Below are 17,564 nucleotides of genomic sequence, written 5' to 3'. Positions count from 1 at the left end.
ATTATACACTCATCCATTCAGGGGCGGGAAACCGCTCCTTTTTGACGTGATCATAGAAGATAAATGAACACGCATCTATACGAGTTTATGCCCATTCATAAGAGGTGCGGGCACTTTCCAGAACAATTTGTTCGATTTCCGCATGTTGTGCCTCATATTGCTCTTGGGTGATACTTCCGCTTGCCAGACGATCACCCAGCTGCTGCCTGAGTTGGTTGACCTGCAAAGCCACGACCTGACTGAAATCTCCATCATTTTCGTCTGCAATGGTTTTGAGTGATTTGCCTGCATACAGATCTTGATACAGATCTTCCTCGGAGGAGTGGTTCAGTGCAGTCAGCAGCTCATCCTTGTTATCATCTTTGGTATTTATACTTACGATGGACCACTCCGTTAAGGGAATCGGCGAAATGGCTGATTTGCTCCAGGCAGTTCCCGCAAAAGACATGGTTACCATCATCGTACCCACAAACATTACACGTTTTATATTCATTCTTGTCATCCTCGCTTCTGTATTTAAGTACGAAGGGAATCATACCTTAATCTTGTTGTTTTGATCTGAGATTAGTTTAACCGGAGAAGCTGAAGTGAAACTTAAAATGACATAAATAAATCCTAACAGGCAAAAAAAGAATAAAAATTTTAAATCTTACTTGACAGCTTGGGTTAGTGGGTTATATGATGAACTCAATTATTTTAACACTCATTAAATGAACAGTGAAATAAATTTAAATACGGATGCGAGCTGATTGGACCACCAAAGGCTCCCGGGACTACTCCATATGGAATGTCTTCGGGAGCCTTTTTGCGTACTTGCTAACGTTTCGGTTGGATAGGAGGAAATGAAATGAACGAGAGAGATTGGAATGCGTTGGAGAAAACGGATTGGCTGTTTCGCAAGATGGTCAGACGATTCGTCAAGGAGCGGGATCGCATAACGGTGGAAGGCATTAGCCTGCCGGGTATGCTCATCCTGCACAAAATCATTCGTGAAGGAGAACAGCGGCTCGGCGACCTGGCCGATCAATTGGATTTCACTTCCGGTGCCATTACTGCACTGACTGACAAGCTGGAGAAAAAGGGATTAACGATCCGCAGACGCAAGGAAGACGATCGCCGTACCGTTCTGCTCGATATAACCGCCAAAGGTAGGGAGATGTATACCCGTAATAGCAATATCGGTGCCCGATGTATCACGCTTCTGTTTGAGGGATTTACCACTGCGGAACTGGAACAGCAAAGCCAATTGTATGAGCGGGTGATCGCGAATCTGGAAGGATTCTCAGATACACTGCTGGAGCTTGCCGAGAGCAACATGAGAGATGAGACAAATCCGTCCGTGGACAACGACCTTGAACAGAAGCGAATGGGGAATTCCGGAAAGAACAACTATCTCAGTTATTAATGCTTGAACTGTAGTGAATGAATTTAACAATCCAAGGGAGAGATGAGAACGATGGGACACTCAACAATTTATCCAACGGGAGCAACGCTGTATAATCCGGAAAAGGCTTGGGGTGGTTACACCGTGTACCAGGCAGGTGAAGAAGGCGTTGTCTTAATTGATATGAACGGGAAGGAAGTCCACTTGTGGAAAGGACTGCTCGGATTTCCGGCCAAGATTTTCCCCGGTGGTTATGTGCTGGGAAGCACGGGCAGAAGAGATCCAAAGTTCGGTATTCAGGATAATGTGGACCTGGTGCAGGTGGACTGGGATGGCAACATCGTGTGGAAATACAATAGCTACGAACATATTGAAGATCCGGGATACGAACCATTGTGGTATGCCCGCCAGCACCATGATTTTCAGCGTGAGGGCAATCCGGTAGGGTATTATGCTCCTGGTCTTGCTCCGAAAACGCAGGGTGGCAAGACACTGATCCTGGCTCACAAAAACGTAAGCAATCCGCAAATCTCGGATAAACCTTTGCTCGATGACGCCATTATTGAAGTGGATTGGGAAGGTAATGTGTTGTGGGAATGGCTTCCGAACGAGCATTTTGAAGAACTGGGCTTTGACGAGGCAGCTCGCAATGTATTGTACCGTGACCCGAACACACGATCATTTGGTCACCTTGGTGGAGGTGTAGGTGATTGGCTGCATATTAACTCGGCTTCCTATGTTGGCCCCAACCGGTTCTATGAAGCGGGAGACGAGCGCTTTAACCCGGATAACATCATATGGGATGCCAGAGAAGCCAACATTATTGCCATTACGGACAGACAGAGCGGCAAAATTGTTTGGAAGCTCGGCCCGGATTATTCCTCTCCTGAAGCGAAGCATATCGGCACCATTATCGGACAGCATCATGCGCATATCATTCCTCAAGGACTGCCGGGCGAGGGCAATCTGCTGGTGTTTGATAATGGAGGATGGGCAGGTTATGGTCTTCCGAATCCGGCTTCTCCATACGGCTTGAAACACGCTATTCGTGATCATTCGCGTGTGCTCGAGATTGACCCGTTGACATTGGAGATTGTGTGGCAGTATACCTCTGCCGAAGCAGGGTTTTCCGTACCAACCGATTCGTATAAATTCTACAGCCCATATATAAGCTCAGCCCAGCGCTTGCCTAACGGTAACACCTTGATTACCGAAGGGTCCAATGGCCGATTGTTTGAAGTTACAGCAGAGCACGAGCTGGTGTGGGAGTATATTTCTCCATACAAGGATGGGCGTAATACCAATATGGTTTACCGTTCGTATCGGGTTCCATATCAATGGGTTCCTCAACTGGAGAAGCCGGAAGAGGTGGCGATCGAAGCCATTGATGTATCGGTCTACAGAGTGCCGGGAGCAGCAGCCAAAGGCTCTGACTCGGTAGTCAGTGTAGAGACAACACTGCCGTTTGTTGAAGGAGCAGCTTGCGTAGCAACATCGGATGAGGGAAAACAAGGCAGTTAACGGTAGCCGAGGATAAATTGATTGAACGGGGTGCATGTTGTGAAAAAAACAGCCATTTTAAAGGGAGCATTCCTGCTGCTCCTTTCCATAACTTTTATCATCTCCGGATGTTCTTCAAACGGAACGGTGTCCGAAGCGAAGGGCGGCTCCGAAGGTAGTGCCATCAAGGTAAAGATCCGCATAGCGGATACGAGCACCAACCCGACGTTCAGGGTAGCCATTGCCAAAGGGTTCTTTGAAAGCCAAGGCATTGATGCAGAGAGCATCACGTTTGGTTCTCCGGCTGAAGGCGTGAATGCACTGTTTATCAAACAGGTGGACATTGCCTACGGTGCTGACTTCCCGGTGTTGAACGCTCTGGCCAAAGGGGATTATTCGATTATCGCTTCTGCGGGTCAGACAACGGATGAAGCAGCAGCAGCATGGAAGCTGTATGCCAAGGATGAGATCCAGACGGGTGCAGACTTGAAGGGCAAGAGCGTAAGCTTTATTCGCGGAACATTCATTCCTTATCTGTGGGATGAGTATTTGAAGGATCAGGGGCTTGCTCTTGGTGATGTGAAGCAGATTGGGCAAGGGGCCTTCGATGAGTCCTATATTGCATTGAAGCAAGGGGAACTGGATGCCACTTGGGTTATCGGATCTGCATTAACCGACAAGTTCGATACGCTCGAAGGCGTGCATCAGCTGACAGATATGTCCCAGACTCCAGTAAGGCTTGGCATGGGATTGGTTGCAAGCAATGAGTTCATTGAAGCGAATCCGGAAACGGTAAAGGGATTTCTTGTGGCGCTGGATCAAGCTTCAACATATGCCCAAGCTCATCCTGATGAGGTAGCGGATCTAATGTACAAGGAGACAAAACAACCCAAGGAAGCAACTTTGAAGGATCTTCCCATCAATCCGTGGGTCGTTGGATTTACCCAGGAAGCTTATGATAGTTTGGCGGGACAGAAGCAATACATGGTGGATAACGGAATCATTGAGCAGGATTTTGATCTCAAAGGCAAGTTACACCTGGAACTTCTGAAACAGGCATTGCCGGATAAAGTAACATATACCGAGTAACCCAAAACGTACTGGAGGTGTCCTTATGTCCTTACCCGCGGATCGTCACACGATTCATATTGAACAGCTTCGAAAAACCTACAACGCTCCAACCAATGGAGAAGTGCATTACATTATCAAGGATGTTGATCTGGTGATCAAGGGCGGCGAATTCTTCGTTCTGCTTGGTCCCAGCGGCTGCGGAAAATCAACGTTACTTAATATGATCGCGGGTTTTATCTCCAAGTCGGGTGGGCAGCTTAAAGTGAATAACAAGGAGATCGACAGACCTGGAAGGGATCGTGCAATGGTGTTCCAACAGGCAGATTCCTCACTCTTTCCGTGGCTTACCGTAAGGGAAAATGTTGAATTCGGGCTTCGGATGTCCAAGGTGCCCAAGTCTGAACGCCGTACGGTTTCGGACCGATACATTCAGCTTGTGGGGTTGGGAGGACACGAAGGGAAGTATCCAAAGGAGCTGTCGGGAGGCATGAAGCAGCGGGTACAACTGGCGCGGGTGCTCGCCAATGACTCGGCGATTCTGCTCATGGATGAACCCTTCGGTGCGCTGGATGCCATGACTCGAAGAGTCATGCAGAAGGAACTGGTGAATATCTGGAGGGAAACACATAAGACGGTTATTTTTGTCACCCATGACATCCAGGAGGCTCTATTGCTCGGTGAACGGATCGGAATCATGTCAGTGGGGCCTTCGTCGAATATAACGGATATTTACCATAACGTTCAGTCTTATCCGAGAAATATTGCTTCGGCTGAATTCAATAGCCTGTACGATCAGATTCAAAGCCATTTTGAAGAATAACTGAGGTGATCTGGACCATGAAATGGTTGGAGAAAAAGTGGGTGTCTGTACCGATATTGTGGATTACAGTCATTCTGATATGGCAGCTTGGTGCATTGCTCTACGGGCCGGACGTGATCCCTGGTCCATGGGATACTGTGCAGGGTGCTCGCGAATTAATTGCGGATGGCACGCTCATGCAGTATATCGGGATCAGCTTCACACGTGTACTGGCCGGTTGGGTGCTGGGAAGTGTCATTGCCATTCCGGTAGGGCTGCTTATCGGCAAGGTTCACATCATCCGTCTGTTTGCCGAACCCTTTCTTAATTTTATTCGATTTATACCGCCAATTGCTTTCATTACATTGTTCCTGGTCTGGTTCGGCATTGGGGAACAGTCCAAGATTGCACTGATCATGTATGCGACATTTTTCATTGTTGTACTGAATACACTGACGGGTGTCCTGTCCATTGAAGAGGATAAGATTCGTTCAGCCCGCAGTATGGGAGCGAATGAGTGGCAGATTTTGCTGCATGTGGTTGTCCCTGCTACGACCCCATACATTTTCACAGGTATTCGATTGGCGATGGGAACTTCCTATATGGCCATTATCGGCGCAGAGATGATTGCCTCTAATGAAGGCGTGGGTTATCTGATCTGGAATTCACGGCTGTTTTTCCGGACGGACTGGATTTTTGTTGGCCTCATTTCTTTGGGATTCATGGGTTTTCTCACGGATCGTTTGTTCAACTGGTTTGGTCGCCGTGTGTTGTATCGTTATGGCGTCATCGGCGGGGTTAAGAGAGGCTGACACTATACGGAGCCGACGATGCGATGATTGTTGTAATAGGGCAGTTTTGATCGATTATATTTCATCCAGCAGACCTGATTCGCAGCTTACTAAGCTGTCGGATCAGGTTTTTGTCATGCCTGCAACGGCAGTTTCGGCATTGGGCTCAAACCGTGGTATAATTGAATTTCAAAAATAACATTAACGTCATGTGGACCATAGATGCTGCCACATGCAGGAGAGATTATGGACTGGATTATCGGCGCCGTATGCGCTTTTATTGTGGCGGGTGCAGCCTACGCGAAGAAATCGCTAACCCTGTCCGGTTGCTTGGCAGCTGTGTTGATGGGAACGATCTATTACGGGGCAGGCAACCTGTTTTGGTTTGGCACACTGCTGTTGTTTTTCATAACTTCAACCTTGTTGTCCAAGTATCGTAAGGAACGCAAGCAGGAGCTGGAGAAATCGTATGCCAAGACAGGCAATCGGGATGCAGGGCAGGTGTTTGCCAACGGGGGAATGGGCATGCTTCTATGTTTGGGATACTGGATATTTCCACACCCGGCCTGGATCTATGCTTTCATTGGTGTAATGGCAACCGTAACATCCGATACCTGGGCTACCGAACTCGGAAGCCTGAGCCGCAAGCCGCCACGTTCTGTGGTGAGTTGGAGGGTGCTGACCCCGGGCGCTTCCGGTGGTGTGTCGTTACTTGGGACAACAGCGGCGGCAATAGGCGGAGCATTAATTGGAGCAGGGGCATTTATCTTTTCTTGGATCGCAGACTTTGAAACGCTCGGATTTCTAAGCTGGACGTGTGTTGGTCTTGTAGGTGGACTGGCTGGAGCATTTGCCGATTCCTACCTGGGAGCAACAGTCCAGTTGATGTATCGCTGTACTGAATGCGGACGTGAAGTTGAGGTCAGTGAACACTGTGGCCACAAGACCGTTCGCGCACGAGGCTGGACATGGATGAGCAACGATCTGGTCAACGTGCTGAGTTCGGTGATCGGCGGATGTGTGGCTATCGGTTTGGGTATTATTTTGGCGCTGTAGGGAGGGAGTGCAATTGAGCACTGTGCAGGGAGACAAATCGGAGGCTATTTTGGATGCGGCTTATGGTATTTTTGGATCGAAAGGATTTTATGAGACAAAAATGTCCGATATTGCTGAGGAAGCTGGCATTGCAAAAGGCACCATTTATTTATATTTTAAGAGCAAGGAACAACTATTTGTCGCGGTTTCCAAGCGGGACTGTAACAGTTTTATCAGCAGGCTTGATTATGCCTTGAAATCTCAGGAGAATACAGGTGAAAAGCTTGGCGCAATCGCCAAGACGCACCTGACTTATTATTACGAGCGGCGCAATCATACGAAGCTGTTTTTTATGGCACCTAATAACGATCCGGATCTAATGAAATTCATGAAGGCCTTTATGAATGAGTATATGAGCATGGTGTGTGAGGTGTTGAAAAGTGCAAGTGTACCTGAGCCTGTGCTTTTAGCAGAAGCCTATATCGGAATTTTGGATCGATTGAAGATGGATATTATGCTGAATCCGGAGTTCAATGAGGAAGATCTGAATAAACGGATTGCTTTTGCAGCGGCACTATTTCTGGACGGTTGTCGTTCTTTTTTACAAGTATAAGTATCATCATGAGCATGGAATCAAGAGAATCTTGAACCTCAATTTACAGAGAAGTGGGTAACGAGCAATGAACATAATGACGGTAGAGCAAATTTCAAAAAGCTATGGCGAAAAAATATTGTTCAAGGACGCCTCGTTTGGCATGGGCGATCAGGATAAGATCGGCGTCGTTGGCGTAAACGGAACGGGAAAGTCCACGTTTCTGCGTGTAATTGCAGGCATGGAACCGGCTGATGAGGGACAGATTGCCATCGGGAATGATGTCCGCATTCAGTTTCTGGCACAAAATCCCGATTTTAACCCTGACAATACCGTACTGCAGCAAGTTTTCGAGGGCGATAGCCCAGAGATGAAAACAGTGCGTGAATACACGGAGACGATGGAACTGTTGGAATTGAATCCATCCGATCCTGCCTTGCAAGAGCGGTTATTGCGTCTGAATCAACAGATGGAGCAGCTTCAGACCTGGCAGATGGAAAGTGAAGCCAAAAGCATTCTGTCCAAACTGGGTATCCGTCAATTTGACGCGCTAATGGGAACATTGTCCGGAGGACAACGTAAGAGGGTAGCTCTTGCGTCTGCGCTGATTCATCCCTGCGAGCTTCTTATTCTGGATGAGCCGACGAACCATATCGATAATGATTCCGTTGTTTGGCTGGAGCAATATCTGCAAAAACGTCGTGGTGCACTCCTCATGATTACGCATGATCGCTACTTCCTGGATCGTGTGGCGAATGTGATGCTGGAGCTGGATCATGGGCGTTTGTTCCGTTATGAAGCAAACTACACCCGCTTCCTTGAACTCAAGGCAGAGCGGGAAGAGCGCGAATCAGCCTCAGAGCAAAAACGGCAAAATCTGCTTCGTACAGAGCTTGCCTGGATCCGTCGCGGGGCCAAGGCGCGGACCACGAAACAAAAAGCAAGAATTGACCGTTTCGAACAGCTAAAGGATCAACAGGGGCCGAATCGCTCTGGCTCATTGGAGGTTTCAGTAGGCTCTACTCGTTTGGGCAAGAAGATTCTGGAGATTGAGCACTTATCCAAATCCGCAGGTGGACGCAAATTAATTGAGGAACTGAACTATATCGCCGTGCCTGGTGACCGGGTAGGTATCGTGGGTCCGAATGGCAGTGGTAAATCGACACTGCTGCAGCTGATCTCAGGTAAATTGGAACCGGATGCTGGAGAAGTCGTCCTTGGTCCAACCGTTAATCTGGGCTATTTTACGCAAGAGCATCAGGAGATGGATGAATCTCTGCGTGTCATTGAATATATCAAGGAAGTGGCCGAGAATGTGCGGACGGCGGATGGATCCCTGATCACGGCAGCCCAGATGCTGGAGCGGTTTCTCTTTACTCCTGCGTCGCAGTGGACGCCAATATCCCGTCTGTCAGGTGGGGAGAAACGTCGTCTATATCTGCTGCGTATATTGATGGCTGCGCCCAATGTATTGCTGCTGGATGAGCCTACGAACGATCTGGATATTCAGACGCTGGCGGTACTCGAAGATTACCTGGATGACTTCCCTGGTGTTGTTTTCGTTGTCTCCCATGATCGCTATTTCCTGGATCGTACAGTGGATAAAGTGCTGGCCTTCGAGGGCAATGGAGCCATTCGGGTACATGTTGGCGACTACAGTGAATATGCGGAATGGATGCTGAAGAATGCACCTGGAGCTTCTCAGGTGAGCGATACTGGATCAGCAGCGAAAAAAGTAAAAACAGATGAGGTTAAGCCTGCTGCATCTACGGCTAAGCCGAAGTTGAAGTTTAGCTTCAAGGAACAACGGGAGTATGATCAGATCGACGAGAATATTGAGAAAGCGGAGGCTAACCTTGCGCGGATCAACACGGCGATGGAGGAATCCTTCAGTGATTCATCCCGTTTGCAGGAACTCATGGCAGAGCAGGCTGAAGCAGAGCGTCATCTGGAAGAACTGATGGAACGTTGGACGTTCCTGAATGAGCTTGCAGAACAGATTGAGAAAAGCAAATCCTAATTGAAAAGTACAAATCGTCATCTTTTGAAATAAGGCTTAACGCCTTGTTTTGAAGGATGGCGATTTTTTTTATATGAAACGTTAGCCATATCCATTACGTTGTAAGTAGTAAGGCATTAATTCCAGCGAAAGGAGAGAACACCACATTTATGTATAAAGAATTGAATGAACAACTGGCTGTGCTCAAGGAAAAGGGGAGAATTTACGAGAAATGGAACAATCGCCTGGAGAAGTTGAACCAGGAAGAAGCTGAGTGGAAGGCAAAAGTACAGCGGCGCCTGGAGCATCTCCAGAAGGAGCAGAATGATGTGGACCGGCTGAATGGCATGACCTTATCTGCATTTTTCTATAACTTGATTGGCAAAAAGCAGGAGAAGCTGGAGAAGGAAGAACTGGAATTGATGGAGAGTAAGGCTGAGTATGATACAGCCTGCCAAATGTTACAAGACATTCACGAGCAGAGGAAAGAAGTGCAGCGCGAACTGGATGAGCAGAGTAAATATCGATTCTGGGAAAATGATTACAAGGTGCTGTGGGGCAAAAAGGAAAATCAACTACTGGCGAATCACGATGAACTTAGGCAATTGGCAGAGGATCTGGAGCATTTACGCGGAGAAATGAAGGAGCTTAAGGAGGCAGACCGCGAAGGGGAACGCCTGCTAAGTGCATTAGGCCGTGCAGGGGATGCGCTCAAGTCTGCAGGGAATTGGGGAGTATACGACATGATGGGCGGAGGTATGATATCCACTCATATCAAACGCGGTCGCATGGATGACGCTCAATCTGCCTTAACTGAAGCAGGAAGACATTTGAAGCGATTCCAGAAGGAGCTTGAAGATGTGAAAATGGCGGTACACGCTGACTTGGAGCTTGGGGGATTATTATCCTTTGCAGATTATTTCTTCGATAATCTCTTCGTGGACTGGATGGTGCAAGACAAAATCCGAAAAGCCGAATCCCAGGTGGAGGAGGGCCGTCTTACCGTCCGTCGTACATTACATGTGTTGAAAAACGAAATTCGTGATCATGAGAGGGAAGTAACACAAATCGAGCAGCAATATCGTCAGTATGTGGAGCAGGCTGACTAAGGTTGATGTCGAGTTAGGAGAACATGATAGGGTAAAAAAGATGCCAGGCAGCGATGTGAGCTGTTGCTGGCATCTTCCTATATACCTTAAGTATAAAAGGGTGATTACTTGGTTGTGATGTATGAAGCGAGCAGTCTGGCTGTATTCAAAACGGCATCCTTGTGCGTGCGCTCCATCGAATGGGAAGCATGCACACCAGGACCAATCAGTGCAGCGCGAATGTTGTTTCCACCTCGCAAGGCAGCACTGCCATCTGACCCGTATTGTGGATAAATATCAACAACATAATCAAGATTTGCTTGCTTGGCAAGTTCAATCAGGCGACTCGTCATGTCATAGTCATATGGACCTGAAGAGTCTTTGGCGCAGATGGATACATCCGTTTCTTTACAGCTGAGATCGTCACCCATTGCCCCCATATCTACGGCGATCAATTCACTGATCTCGGACGGGATATACGAGGCGCCATGTCCAACTTCTTCGTAATTCGAAATAAGCAGAGAGACGTTATGTAGAGGCTTCCAGCCTTCCCGATGAGCAGATTCCAAAATGCCGAAAAGGGCAGCTACACTAGCTTTGTCATCCAGATGACGTGACTTGATATAACCGCTTGGCGTAATAACCGCACGTGCATCGAATGAAATAAAGTCACCAACGCCGATACCGAGTTCAAGAACATCTTCCTTCGAAGAGACCAATTCATCAATACGAACTTCCATATGACTTTCCTTACGCTCAAAGGTGCGGGCATCAGGGTAGACATGAACGGAAGGATGCAGGGAGAGAATCGTACCGGTATATGTTTTGCCATCACGTGTGTGGATCGTGCAATACTCATTTTCAATACTGTGCATGGTGAATCCACCCACAGAGGTTAGCTTGAGCGTACCGTAAGACGTGATGGAACGTACCATCGCGCCTAGCGTATCCACATGTGCACTGAGTCCAATGGTCTTGGAGGCATCCTGCCCAGGCAAAGTGAGTACGGCTCCGCCTTTGTTATTTAATTCAAACGAAATATTCAATGATTGGGCTTCTTCCCGGATCATCTCGATAATGTGGTGTGTGTAGCCACTTGGACTCGGCGTATCCAGCAGCCTTTTCAGAAGGTCCAGGACGTAGGATTCATTAATTGTAAAATTCATATAGAGACTCCTCCTCATAATCAGTGTTCCCAAAACAAGAATACAGCCTGTCTGGTCGAATGGGACATCCATTCCTTATGCCAGCAGGCTGCTTGTTCTACTTACAACGAATCTGCAGAATTTCCTTTGCGCTGCTGACTCTGGATGGAATCCGTCTCAGCCATGCGATCCGTTTCAGTTGTTTCGAAGGCTCCCATTGTCGCGGTGGAACCCGGTGAAGAATAGCTCGAAGCCGTGTTCTCCAATTCGGTTACACGCAATTTCAATTGCTTGTTCTCACGCTGCAATCGATACTGACGGAAAATGCCATAGGATCCAACGATGATTCCGCCAATCAGAGTACAGCCCAGAATCAGCAAAATCAGGGGGATTTGAACCGTATTAAACAGCAGATTAACCTGCACGGAATCCACATTAATAACAGCGAAGATTCCGGTAAGAAGTGCAAAAACAAGACCTGCGATGAGGGTCCATTGCATTTTCATGGTGGTGCCTCCTTGTTGAACAATTCAGGAATACAAATGCATTACCCCATAGAAGGCGCTGTGCATCTGGCCTGATTATAAAATCCCTTGCCCGAAAATGGGCAAGGGATGCAGGTCGCATGTAACAGAGAGACAACCTTATTTAGTCAATTGTTCCATCTGTTCAATCAATTCTTTGAAGACACTCATGGCTTCGCGAATTGGCTGTGGAGAAGACATATCCACGCCTGCTTTTTTTAGAATATTGATGGAGTAGTCACTTCCACCACTCTTGAGGAAGCCAAGATAACGGTCTACCGCAGGCTGACCTTCTTCGAGAATCTGTTTGGAGAAGCTCGTTGCTGCAGAGAACCCGGTTGCGTATTTATAAACGTAGAAGCTGTTGTAGAAATGGGGGATACGTGCCCATTCCATCTCAATATCCTTATCCACAGCCATGCTGTTTCCATGGTATTGGACGTTGAGGTCGTAATAAATTTCAGACAGCAGCTGTGGTGTAAGGGCTTCGCCCTGTTCAGCACGCTCATGAATGATTTTCTCAAATTCGGCAAACATCGTTTGACGGAACACCGTTGTACGGAATTGATCTGCATAATAGGTCAACAGATACAGTTTTTCCTTCGGATCGGTGGATTTGTTAAGCAGGTAATCCATCAGCAATGCCTCATTGGTTGTGGAAGCAACCTCTGCCAGGAAGATGGTGTACTGTGCATCCCGATACGGAAGGGTAGTGTCCGAATAATAGGAATGCAGAGCATGACCCATTTCATGTGCCAGTGTAAACATGCTGTTCAGATTGTCTTTATGGTTAAGCAGGACGTATGGGTGTGTGCCGTATGCACCCCAGCTGTAAGCACCTGAACGTTTGTTTTCGTTCTCATATACGTCAATCCAGCGGTCATCATAACCAGCCTGCAATGTATTCGCATAATCCTCGCCCAGCGGTTTCAGGCCATCTTTGACGGTCTGTTTCGCTTCCTCATAAGTGATGTCCATTTTATACTCATCAACCAGAGGGGCGAACAAGTCATACATATGCAATTGATCCACACCGAGCAATTTTTTGCGCAGATCCATATAACGGTGCAGGAGCGGGAGGCTTTCATGAATGGTGTCCACCAGGTTGGTGTAAACCTCTGTTGGAATGTTGTCACCATACAGTGACATTTCCATTACGGAAGGGTACTTCCGCACATTCGCATAGAACATGTTTTTGGTGACATTGGCATTCAGGGCTGCGGCGATCGTATTCTTCTGTTTGGCGTACGTTTCATACACCGCTTTGAAGGCACGTTCGCGAACTTCGCGATTAGGGTTCTCCAGGAATTGGATGTAACTTCCGTGGGTAAGCTCCACATCGTTGCCGTGTTCATCCTTAATTTTCGGAAACTTGAGATCGGCATTATTCAGCATGCTGAATATGGTTTGCGGCGCTTGGGACAAGTTGCCCACCTGTGCAAGCAGGGCTTCTTCCGTTTTGCTCAAGACATGAGCCTTCTCGCGTTTCATCTCTTCCAGTGTGAACTTGAATGCAGACAGTTTCTCATCTGCAATGAATGCATCCAGCTGATCATCCGGCAGAGAGAGAATTTCTGGTGTGACAAAGGAAAGAGCTTCTCCGACACGCACGCTCAGCTTTTGCGCTTTTTGGGACAGGTTTTGGTATGTAGGATTAGCTGTGTCTTCATCTTGGTGCATGCGTGCATACACAAAAAGGCGTTCGATTTTGAGACTTACCTCATCTTCGAGTTCAAAACAGGCCTTAAGCGATTCCGGCTTGTTCAGCTTACCTTGAAATTCGGAGGCTTTCTTGGTCAGAGACGTTACTTCTTCGTATTCCTGATCCCAGGCTTTCTGATCGACGAACAAATCTTCGAGTTTCCACGTATGTTCAGTTGGCACCTCGGAACGTTTCAATAATTGACTCATGGGAATCCTCCTTTGATGAAGTTGATGTATAGACCAATCTGCTCCCGTCTCGCTCGCTTGTACGGAGAGAGACGAAGGAATCAGACTGAGTACTAGCATGACAAACAGTGATTTTCGATATTTCAACGGCCTTCCTCCTGACTATACGAGCAATTCGGTATAGTATGGCCTCGGGCCTGTTGAAATATTTGAGAACACTAGGCTCCCATGTTGGCCAGGAAATAGACAATCAGGAAAAAAGCAAAACAAATAAGCAGTGTGGCTATTAGGGCCATTCCCCGTCGCAGTCGATCCGGGATGGAACTTCGTCCCAGAATAAGCACAACTCCCAGCGAAAAGGCAAGGATAATGAAGATGACAACATTGCTTGAGTCAAGCGTCATTCATTACACCTCTTTGAAAGCAGCCATCAGCTGACGCCATTCATCCTCGCGGTTCTCGAAATCGGCTTTTGGAAAACGGCGCTCAGCCCAGTGCATCAAGGCAGGGCGGCTGAGGAACGTATGGCATTCTTCGCCCCATTCCTCTGAAATTTCACGGAGTACGAGGTATTTGCCTTGTACTTCTACCGTCATCATATTCCACTTGTCTCTTTTGTATATTTCATGTTTTTTAATCATAGATAGTCTCCAAACTTACGGTTTTGGTAAAATGATACCGTACCCTACGTTTCAAAGCAAATTTTTTCCGCATTTATTGAAAAGATAAATTGCAAAGTGGAAAGTCATACAGTATAATGAGGGTATTCGCCATAGATGGCGATATTTTTAGGAGGTTGTTCATTTGAAAGGTACAGTTAAATGGTTTAACGCAGAAAAAGGCTATGGCTTTATTTCAGTTGAAGGCGGCGAGGACGTATTCGTACATTTCTCCGCAATCCAAGGCGACGGCTTTAAAACATTGGAAGAAGGTCAAGCGGTAGAATTCGAAATCACTGATGGAAACCGTGGTCCTCAAGCAGCTAACGTAACTAAATTGTAAGATTTTTCCGTTCAACGGATTTCTTATAAATGATTGGCTTTTAGCTGAATATAAAGAACCCAAGCACAGTCCCCCTACGGAGACTGTGCTTTTTTGTGTTCATTTTTTATAAAAGAGAGCGAGGTGCGCTCATTGTGCACGTTTGGTCATGCTGGATAACAGCTTCAGGATGAAGCCAAGAAGTGCAGCGAGTGAGAAGGCCATGGCTGTAAGGTAGAAGACCTGTCTGCCTGCATGATCCAATATTAACCCGCCAAAGGTTCCGCTGAGCAGACCTGAGGCACTTGACCATACGATGGTGAACAGGGCCATACCTGTCGCACGATACGCATCTGGTACAAGGCGGGTAATATAGCGAACGGCGGTTACGTAGAAAATGCCAAAGGTGACGCTATGCATGGTTTGAATGGCAACAACAGCCGCTGGTGTATCCGATACAGACATCAGCAATAAACGAAGGGTATACATTAGTGCAGCAAAGGTGAGTAACGGAAGCTCCTTATACCGATTGCCATACTTGCTGAGCAGCAGGAATATAGGAATCTCACTCACGGAAGAGATGAGCAGCGACCAGCCGATCAGGCCTTCACTGGCACCGAGATCCTTCAGCGTGATGGTGAGAAAAGCTTCATTCATCCGATGCCCTAATGCGAGCAGGAAGACACACCCGAAAAAGCTCAACACATCTCTGCGTTTCAGGATTGCCCAGAGCCCGGAGAGTTCCATTTTACTGCTGCTTCCAGAGGGTTCATTTTGATCCTGCAACCGGAAACCGATCAGAAGGGTAATGGCCGCAAGTGTAACGCACACCCACATCGTCCACCCGGGTCCAAAAGAACCAAGAAAATAACCAATGCTTAATGCAAAAAATGCATAGCCAATGGAGCCGAAAACTCGAATGGACGTGAAATTTCGACCGTATTTGCTTGCGGTGGTAATCGCCATCGTATCGGCAAGCGGGTAGACCGGATAGTAGAAAAAGTAAAATAACGTCACCAGGATAAATACTTGGCCAAAGGACGTCGCATTGGCGAGCATGACACCTGTAATTAATTGTCCGCCGAGCAGAATGATCATGACTTTGCGAACGGTTTTGTAGCGGTCACTGGCCATACTCCAGAACATGTTGGAGAATACGGAGACAAGTGGACCGATACCGTACAAGTAGCCAATCTCGGCCCGGCTGAATCCCAGATGACTGAAGTAGAGCTGGAGATAGGATACCACCAGCACGGTCGAACCGAAGATTGTAAACATAAGTGCCCGCAGCCAGTTTTGATCCGGGCGGGCGTTGTGACTTAATTTCATGTTGAGAGACTCCATTCTTCATTACATTTCAGTATTTAGCCTTTAAGTGAAGATGACTTGCGGGACGGTGGGGCAGACATGGTAGGCTCCTTCTGCGTGCGCCGGATAACAAGCCATACAATGATCAGTTCTGCCAGCAGACCGAGGGACTGGGCGACCGCACCAATCATGCCGTTCCAAGCCGGGAAGATACTAACCAGAATGAGCAGTACGATCACGGTACAGATTGCATTGGCTGACTGGGAGCGGAACATCGTTTTGGTCTGTCCCCGCAGCAGGATTAGTCCATTGCTGAAATCAAGAAAAGGCGAAATCAGCGGAAATAGCACGAAGGCCCGCAGCGTCCACAAACTTTGCTGCAGCAGGTTTCCTTGAACACTCATTACATTTTCCAGTACCCATGGACCTAAAGGCGTATAGGCTATGGCAGCTGTCATGGCAAAAGGAATAAATCCGGTCACCAGTGCGAATTTTTTCACCAGTTTGGCATCCATCTCATAGAAATTAAGCACAATTTGATGGATGTAGGTGAAGAAGCTTAACATGAGCTGCATCAAACTGCTGGCTACGGCAAAAGAAGAGATAGCCAGCGCAATACCGGTTGTTTTGCCAAGGACGATATTAATGACAGGTCCGATGAACAAGGCGACAAAACTGGATAACAGCAGCGGTTTGTAGAAGCGGAAAACGTCTCCTTTGTTTTCGACAGGATGATCCTCCAGCTTGGCTGGCATGTTACGCTTGATGCTGTTTCCCTCAAGAAAACTGACGAGCGCTTCAATCATCATGCCTACCGCAAAAATGATAGCGCCTACACGACCACTGTTAATACTGTCTGTATAGATGAAATACAAAGATAGGCCATACATGCCTCCAAGACGGAATAACATGCCTATCGTCAGCCATTTGGTCCGATTATTCGTAATGATAATGCCTTGATAGATATTGCGAATGACCGAGAAGATACTGACGTACATCAGGATTTCGTAGACATCAATTACTTTGGTTAATAAATCGGGACTCACGCCGAACAGATATTTAAAAACCACTGTACCAATGGGAGAGTATACGATCAAGAATCCGATCAGAAGTACGCAGGCAAGAAATATTTTGGTGACGAAAGTGAGGGCTTGAAAGGACAGGCGGTCCCGAACCAGCGCGGAACAGGTTTGCCGCAGCAGAGTGGAGGGGCGTTCCGTAAGGGTCAGCAGGCTGCCTGCAATGGCGTAGCTGGCGATGACCGTCTCCGGATGGGCGGATCTGGCGAGTGTACTATTAATAATTACGTGAGAAATGGTAACCAAAGAGGCGGATATGCCGAGCGGTACAAAAAAAGCAAATAACCGTCTCCACGAGAGAGGCTCACTTGACATCATGTCAACGACTCCTTTGATGGATGAAATATGCTTAGTATATTTCATAAAAATGATAACGAT

18 protein-coding genes are annotated in these 17,564 nt (G+C 47.4%); 10 read left to right on the top strand and 8 right to left on the bottom strand.

Annotated features, from left to right (window positions below):
- Positions 1-85: 85 nt before the first annotated feature.
- On the bottom strand, positions 86-493 hold the full coding sequence (locus CHH60_RS09105; RefSeq protein WP_095358936.1) for an SHOCT domain-containing protein: 408 nt from the start codon (positions 491-493) through the stop codon (positions 86-88).
- A 354-nt stretch (positions 494-847) separates the two neighbouring features.
- Here CHH60_RS09105 and CHH60_RS09100 point away from each other — a divergent pair, with 354 nt between their 5' ends.
- The 9 genes from CHH60_RS09100 to CHH60_RS09060 all read left to right on the top strand — a co-directional run bounded on the left by CHH60_RS09100 (position 848) and on the right by CHH60_RS09060 (position 10,280).
- Complete coding sequence (locus CHH60_RS09100; protein ID WP_095358935.1) at positions 848-1,405, top strand: MarR family winged helix-turn-helix transcriptional regulator; 558 nt, start codon at positions 848-850, stop codon at positions 1,403-1,405.
- Between the two features lie 51 nt (positions 1,406-1,456).
- Positions 1,457-2,905 carry an aryl-sulfate sulfotransferase gene (locus CHH60_RS09095; RefSeq protein ID WP_095358934.1) on the top strand — a complete coding sequence of 483 codons (1,449 nt, stop codon included), beginning with the start codon at positions 1,457-1,459 and terminating at the stop codon, positions 2,903-2,905.
- A gap of 21 nt (positions 2,906-2,926) precedes the next feature.
- Positions 2,927-3,973, top strand: coding sequence for an ABC transporter substrate-binding protein (locus CHH60_RS09090; protein WP_255247881.1), 1,047 nt, complete (start codon positions 2,927-2,929; stop codon positions 3,971-3,973).
- A gap of 25 nt (positions 3,974-3,998) precedes the next feature.
- A complete protein-coding gene (locus tag CHH60_RS09085) occupies positions 3,999-4,775 on the top strand; it encodes an ABC transporter ATP-binding protein (RefSeq protein WP_095358933.1) in 777 nt (258 codons plus the stop codon).
- A gap of 17 nt (positions 4,776-4,792) precedes the next feature.
- Positions 4,793-5,566, top strand: a complete 774-nt coding sequence (locus CHH60_RS09080; protein ID WP_095358932.1) for an ABC transporter permease — start codon at positions 4,793-4,795, stop codon at positions 5,564-5,566.
- Positions 5,567-5,791: 225 nt separating this feature from the next.
- A complete protein-coding gene (locus tag CHH60_RS09075) occupies positions 5,792-6,601 on the top strand; it encodes a DUF92 domain-containing protein (RefSeq protein ID WP_095359220.1) in 810 nt (269 codons plus the stop codon).
- Between the two features lie 13 nt (positions 6,602-6,614).
- Complete coding sequence (locus CHH60_RS09070) at positions 6,615-7,193, top strand: TetR/AcrR family transcriptional regulator (RefSeq protein ID WP_095288031.1); 579 nt, start codon at positions 6,615-6,617, stop codon at positions 7,191-7,193.
- 67 nt (positions 7,194-7,260) lie between these two features.
- A complete protein-coding gene (locus CHH60_RS09065) occupies positions 7,261-9,192 on the top strand; it encodes an ABC-F family ATP-binding cassette domain-containing protein (protein WP_095358931.1) in 1,932 nt (643 codons plus the stop codon).
- Between the two features lie 149 nt (positions 9,193-9,341).
- Complete coding sequence (locus CHH60_RS09060; protein WP_095358930.1) at positions 9,342-10,280, top strand: hypothetical protein; 939 nt, start codon at positions 9,342-9,344, stop codon at positions 10,278-10,280.
- 104 nt (positions 10,281-10,384) lie between these two features.
- Here CHH60_RS09060 and CHH60_RS09055 read toward each other — a convergent pair whose 3' ends face one another.
- The 5 genes from CHH60_RS09055 to CHH60_RS09035 form a co-directional block, all read right to left on the bottom strand.
- Positions 10,385-11,425: a M42 family metallopeptidase gene (locus CHH60_RS09055; RefSeq protein ID WP_095358929.1), complete on the bottom strand. Its 1,041-nt coding sequence runs from the start codon at positions 11,423-11,425 to the stop codon at positions 10,385-10,387.
- Between the two features lie 101 nt (positions 11,426-11,526).
- Positions 11,527-11,910 carry a LapA family protein gene (locus CHH60_RS09050; protein ID WP_095358928.1) on the bottom strand — a complete coding sequence of 128 codons (384 nt, stop codon included), beginning with the start codon at positions 11,908-11,910 and terminating at the stop codon, positions 11,527-11,529.
- Between the two features lie 138 nt (positions 11,911-12,048).
- Positions 12,049-13,839, bottom strand: coding sequence for an oligoendopeptidase F (pepF, locus tag CHH60_RS09045; protein WP_095358927.1), 1,791 nt, complete (start codon positions 13,837-13,839; stop codon positions 12,049-12,051).
- 197 nt (positions 13,840-14,036) lie between these two features.
- Positions 14,037-14,222, bottom strand: coding sequence for a hypothetical protein (locus CHH60_RS09040; protein ID WP_095288025.1), 186 nt, complete (start codon positions 14,220-14,222; stop codon positions 14,037-14,039).
- A 3-nt stretch (positions 14,223-14,225) separates the two neighbouring features.
- Positions 14,226-14,459 carry a hypothetical protein gene (locus CHH60_RS09035; RefSeq protein ID WP_095288024.1) on the bottom strand — a complete coding sequence of 78 codons (234 nt, stop codon included), beginning with the start codon at positions 14,457-14,459 and terminating at the stop codon, positions 14,226-14,228.
- 163 nt (positions 14,460-14,622) lie between these two features.
- Here CHH60_RS09035 and CHH60_RS09030 point away from each other — a divergent pair, with 163 nt between their 5' ends.
- Positions 14,623-14,820, top strand: coding sequence for a cold shock domain-containing protein (locus tag CHH60_RS09030; protein WP_056700251.1), 198 nt, complete (start codon positions 14,623-14,625; stop codon positions 14,818-14,820).
- Positions 14,821-14,949: 129 nt separating this feature from the next.
- On the opposite strand, the gene CHH60_RS09025 is transcribed toward CHH60_RS09030, so the two are convergent.
- Together CHH60_RS09025 and CHH60_RS09020 are read right to left on the bottom strand one after the other, a co-directional pair.
- Positions 14,950-16,128 carry an MFS transporter gene (locus CHH60_RS09025; RefSeq protein ID WP_095358926.1) on the bottom strand — a complete coding sequence of 393 codons (1,179 nt, stop codon included), beginning with the start codon at positions 16,126-16,128 and terminating at the stop codon, positions 14,950-14,952.
- Between the two features lie 35 nt (positions 16,129-16,163).
- Positions 16,164-17,504, bottom strand: a complete 1,341-nt coding sequence (locus CHH60_RS09020; RefSeq protein ID WP_095358925.1) for a multi antimicrobial extrusion protein MatE — start codon at positions 17,502-17,504, stop codon at positions 16,164-16,166.
- Between the last annotated feature and the right edge of the window lie 60 nt (positions 17,505-17,564).

The sequence above is a fragment of the Paenibacillus sp. 7523-1 genome, assembly GCF_002276415.1.
Lineage (GTDB): Bacteria > Bacillota > Bacilli > Paenibacillales > Paenibacillaceae > Paenibacillus > Paenibacillus illinoisensis_A.
Note: the sequence above shows the minus strand (reverse complement) of the source record. Positions and strands in the feature narration are given on the sequence as shown.

Bases quoted from the DNA above. Each gene is read 5' to 3' on its own strand.
- CHH60_RS09105 (WP_095358936.1), bottom strand. From the start codon at position 493: ATGAATATAAAACGTGTAATGTTTGTGGGTACGATGATGGTAACCATG.
- CHH60_RS09100 (WP_095358935.1), top strand. From the start codon at position 848: ATGAACGAGAGAGATTGGAATGCGTTGGAGAAAACGGATTGGCTGTTT.
- CHH60_RS09095 (WP_095358934.1), top strand. From the start codon at position 1,457: ATGGGACACTCAACAATTTATCCAACGGGAGCAACGCTGTATAATCCG.
- CHH60_RS09085 (WP_095358933.1), top strand. From the start codon at position 3,999: ATGTCCTTACCCGCGGATCGTCACACGATTCATATTGAACAGCTTCGA.
- CHH60_RS09080 (WP_095358932.1), top strand. From the start codon at position 4,793: ATGAAATGGTTGGAGAAAAAGTGGGTGTCTGTACCGATATTGTGGATT.
- CHH60_RS09075 (WP_095359220.1), top strand. From the start codon at position 5,792: ATGGACTGGATTATCGGCGCCGTATGCGCTTTTATTGTGGCGGGTGCA.
- CHH60_RS09065 (WP_095358931.1), top strand. From the start codon at position 7,261: ATGAACATAATGACGGTAGAGCAAATTTCAAAAAGCTATGGCGAAAAA.
- CHH60_RS09060 (WP_095358930.1), top strand. From the start codon at position 9,342: ATGTATAAAGAATTGAATGAACAACTGGCTGTGCTCAAGGAAAAGGGG.
- CHH60_RS09055 (WP_095358929.1), bottom strand. From the start codon at position 11,425: ATGAATTTTACAATTAATGAATCCTACGTCCTGGACCTTCTGAAAAGG.
- CHH60_RS09050 (WP_095358928.1), bottom strand. From the start codon at position 11,910: ATGAAAATGCAATGGACCCTCATCGCAGGTCTTGTTTTTGCACTTCTT.
- pepF (WP_095358927.1), bottom strand. From the start codon at position 13,839: ATGAGTCAATTATTGAAACGTTCCGAGGTGCCAACTGAACATACGTGG.
- CHH60_RS09040 (WP_095288025.1), bottom strand. From the start codon at position 14,222: ATGACGCTTGACTCAAGCAATGTTGTCATCTTCATTATCCTTGCCTTT.
- CHH60_RS09035 (WP_095288024.1), bottom strand. From the start codon at position 14,459: ATGATTAAAAAACATGAAATATACAAAAGAGACAAGTGGAATATGATG.
- CHH60_RS09025 (WP_095358926.1), bottom strand. From the start codon at position 16,128: ATGAAATTAAGTCACAACGCCCGCCCGGATCAAAACTGGCTGCGGGCA.
- CHH60_RS09020 (WP_095358925.1), bottom strand. From the start codon at position 17,504: ATGATGTCAAGTGAGCCTCTCTCGTGGAGACGGTTATTTGCTTTTTTT.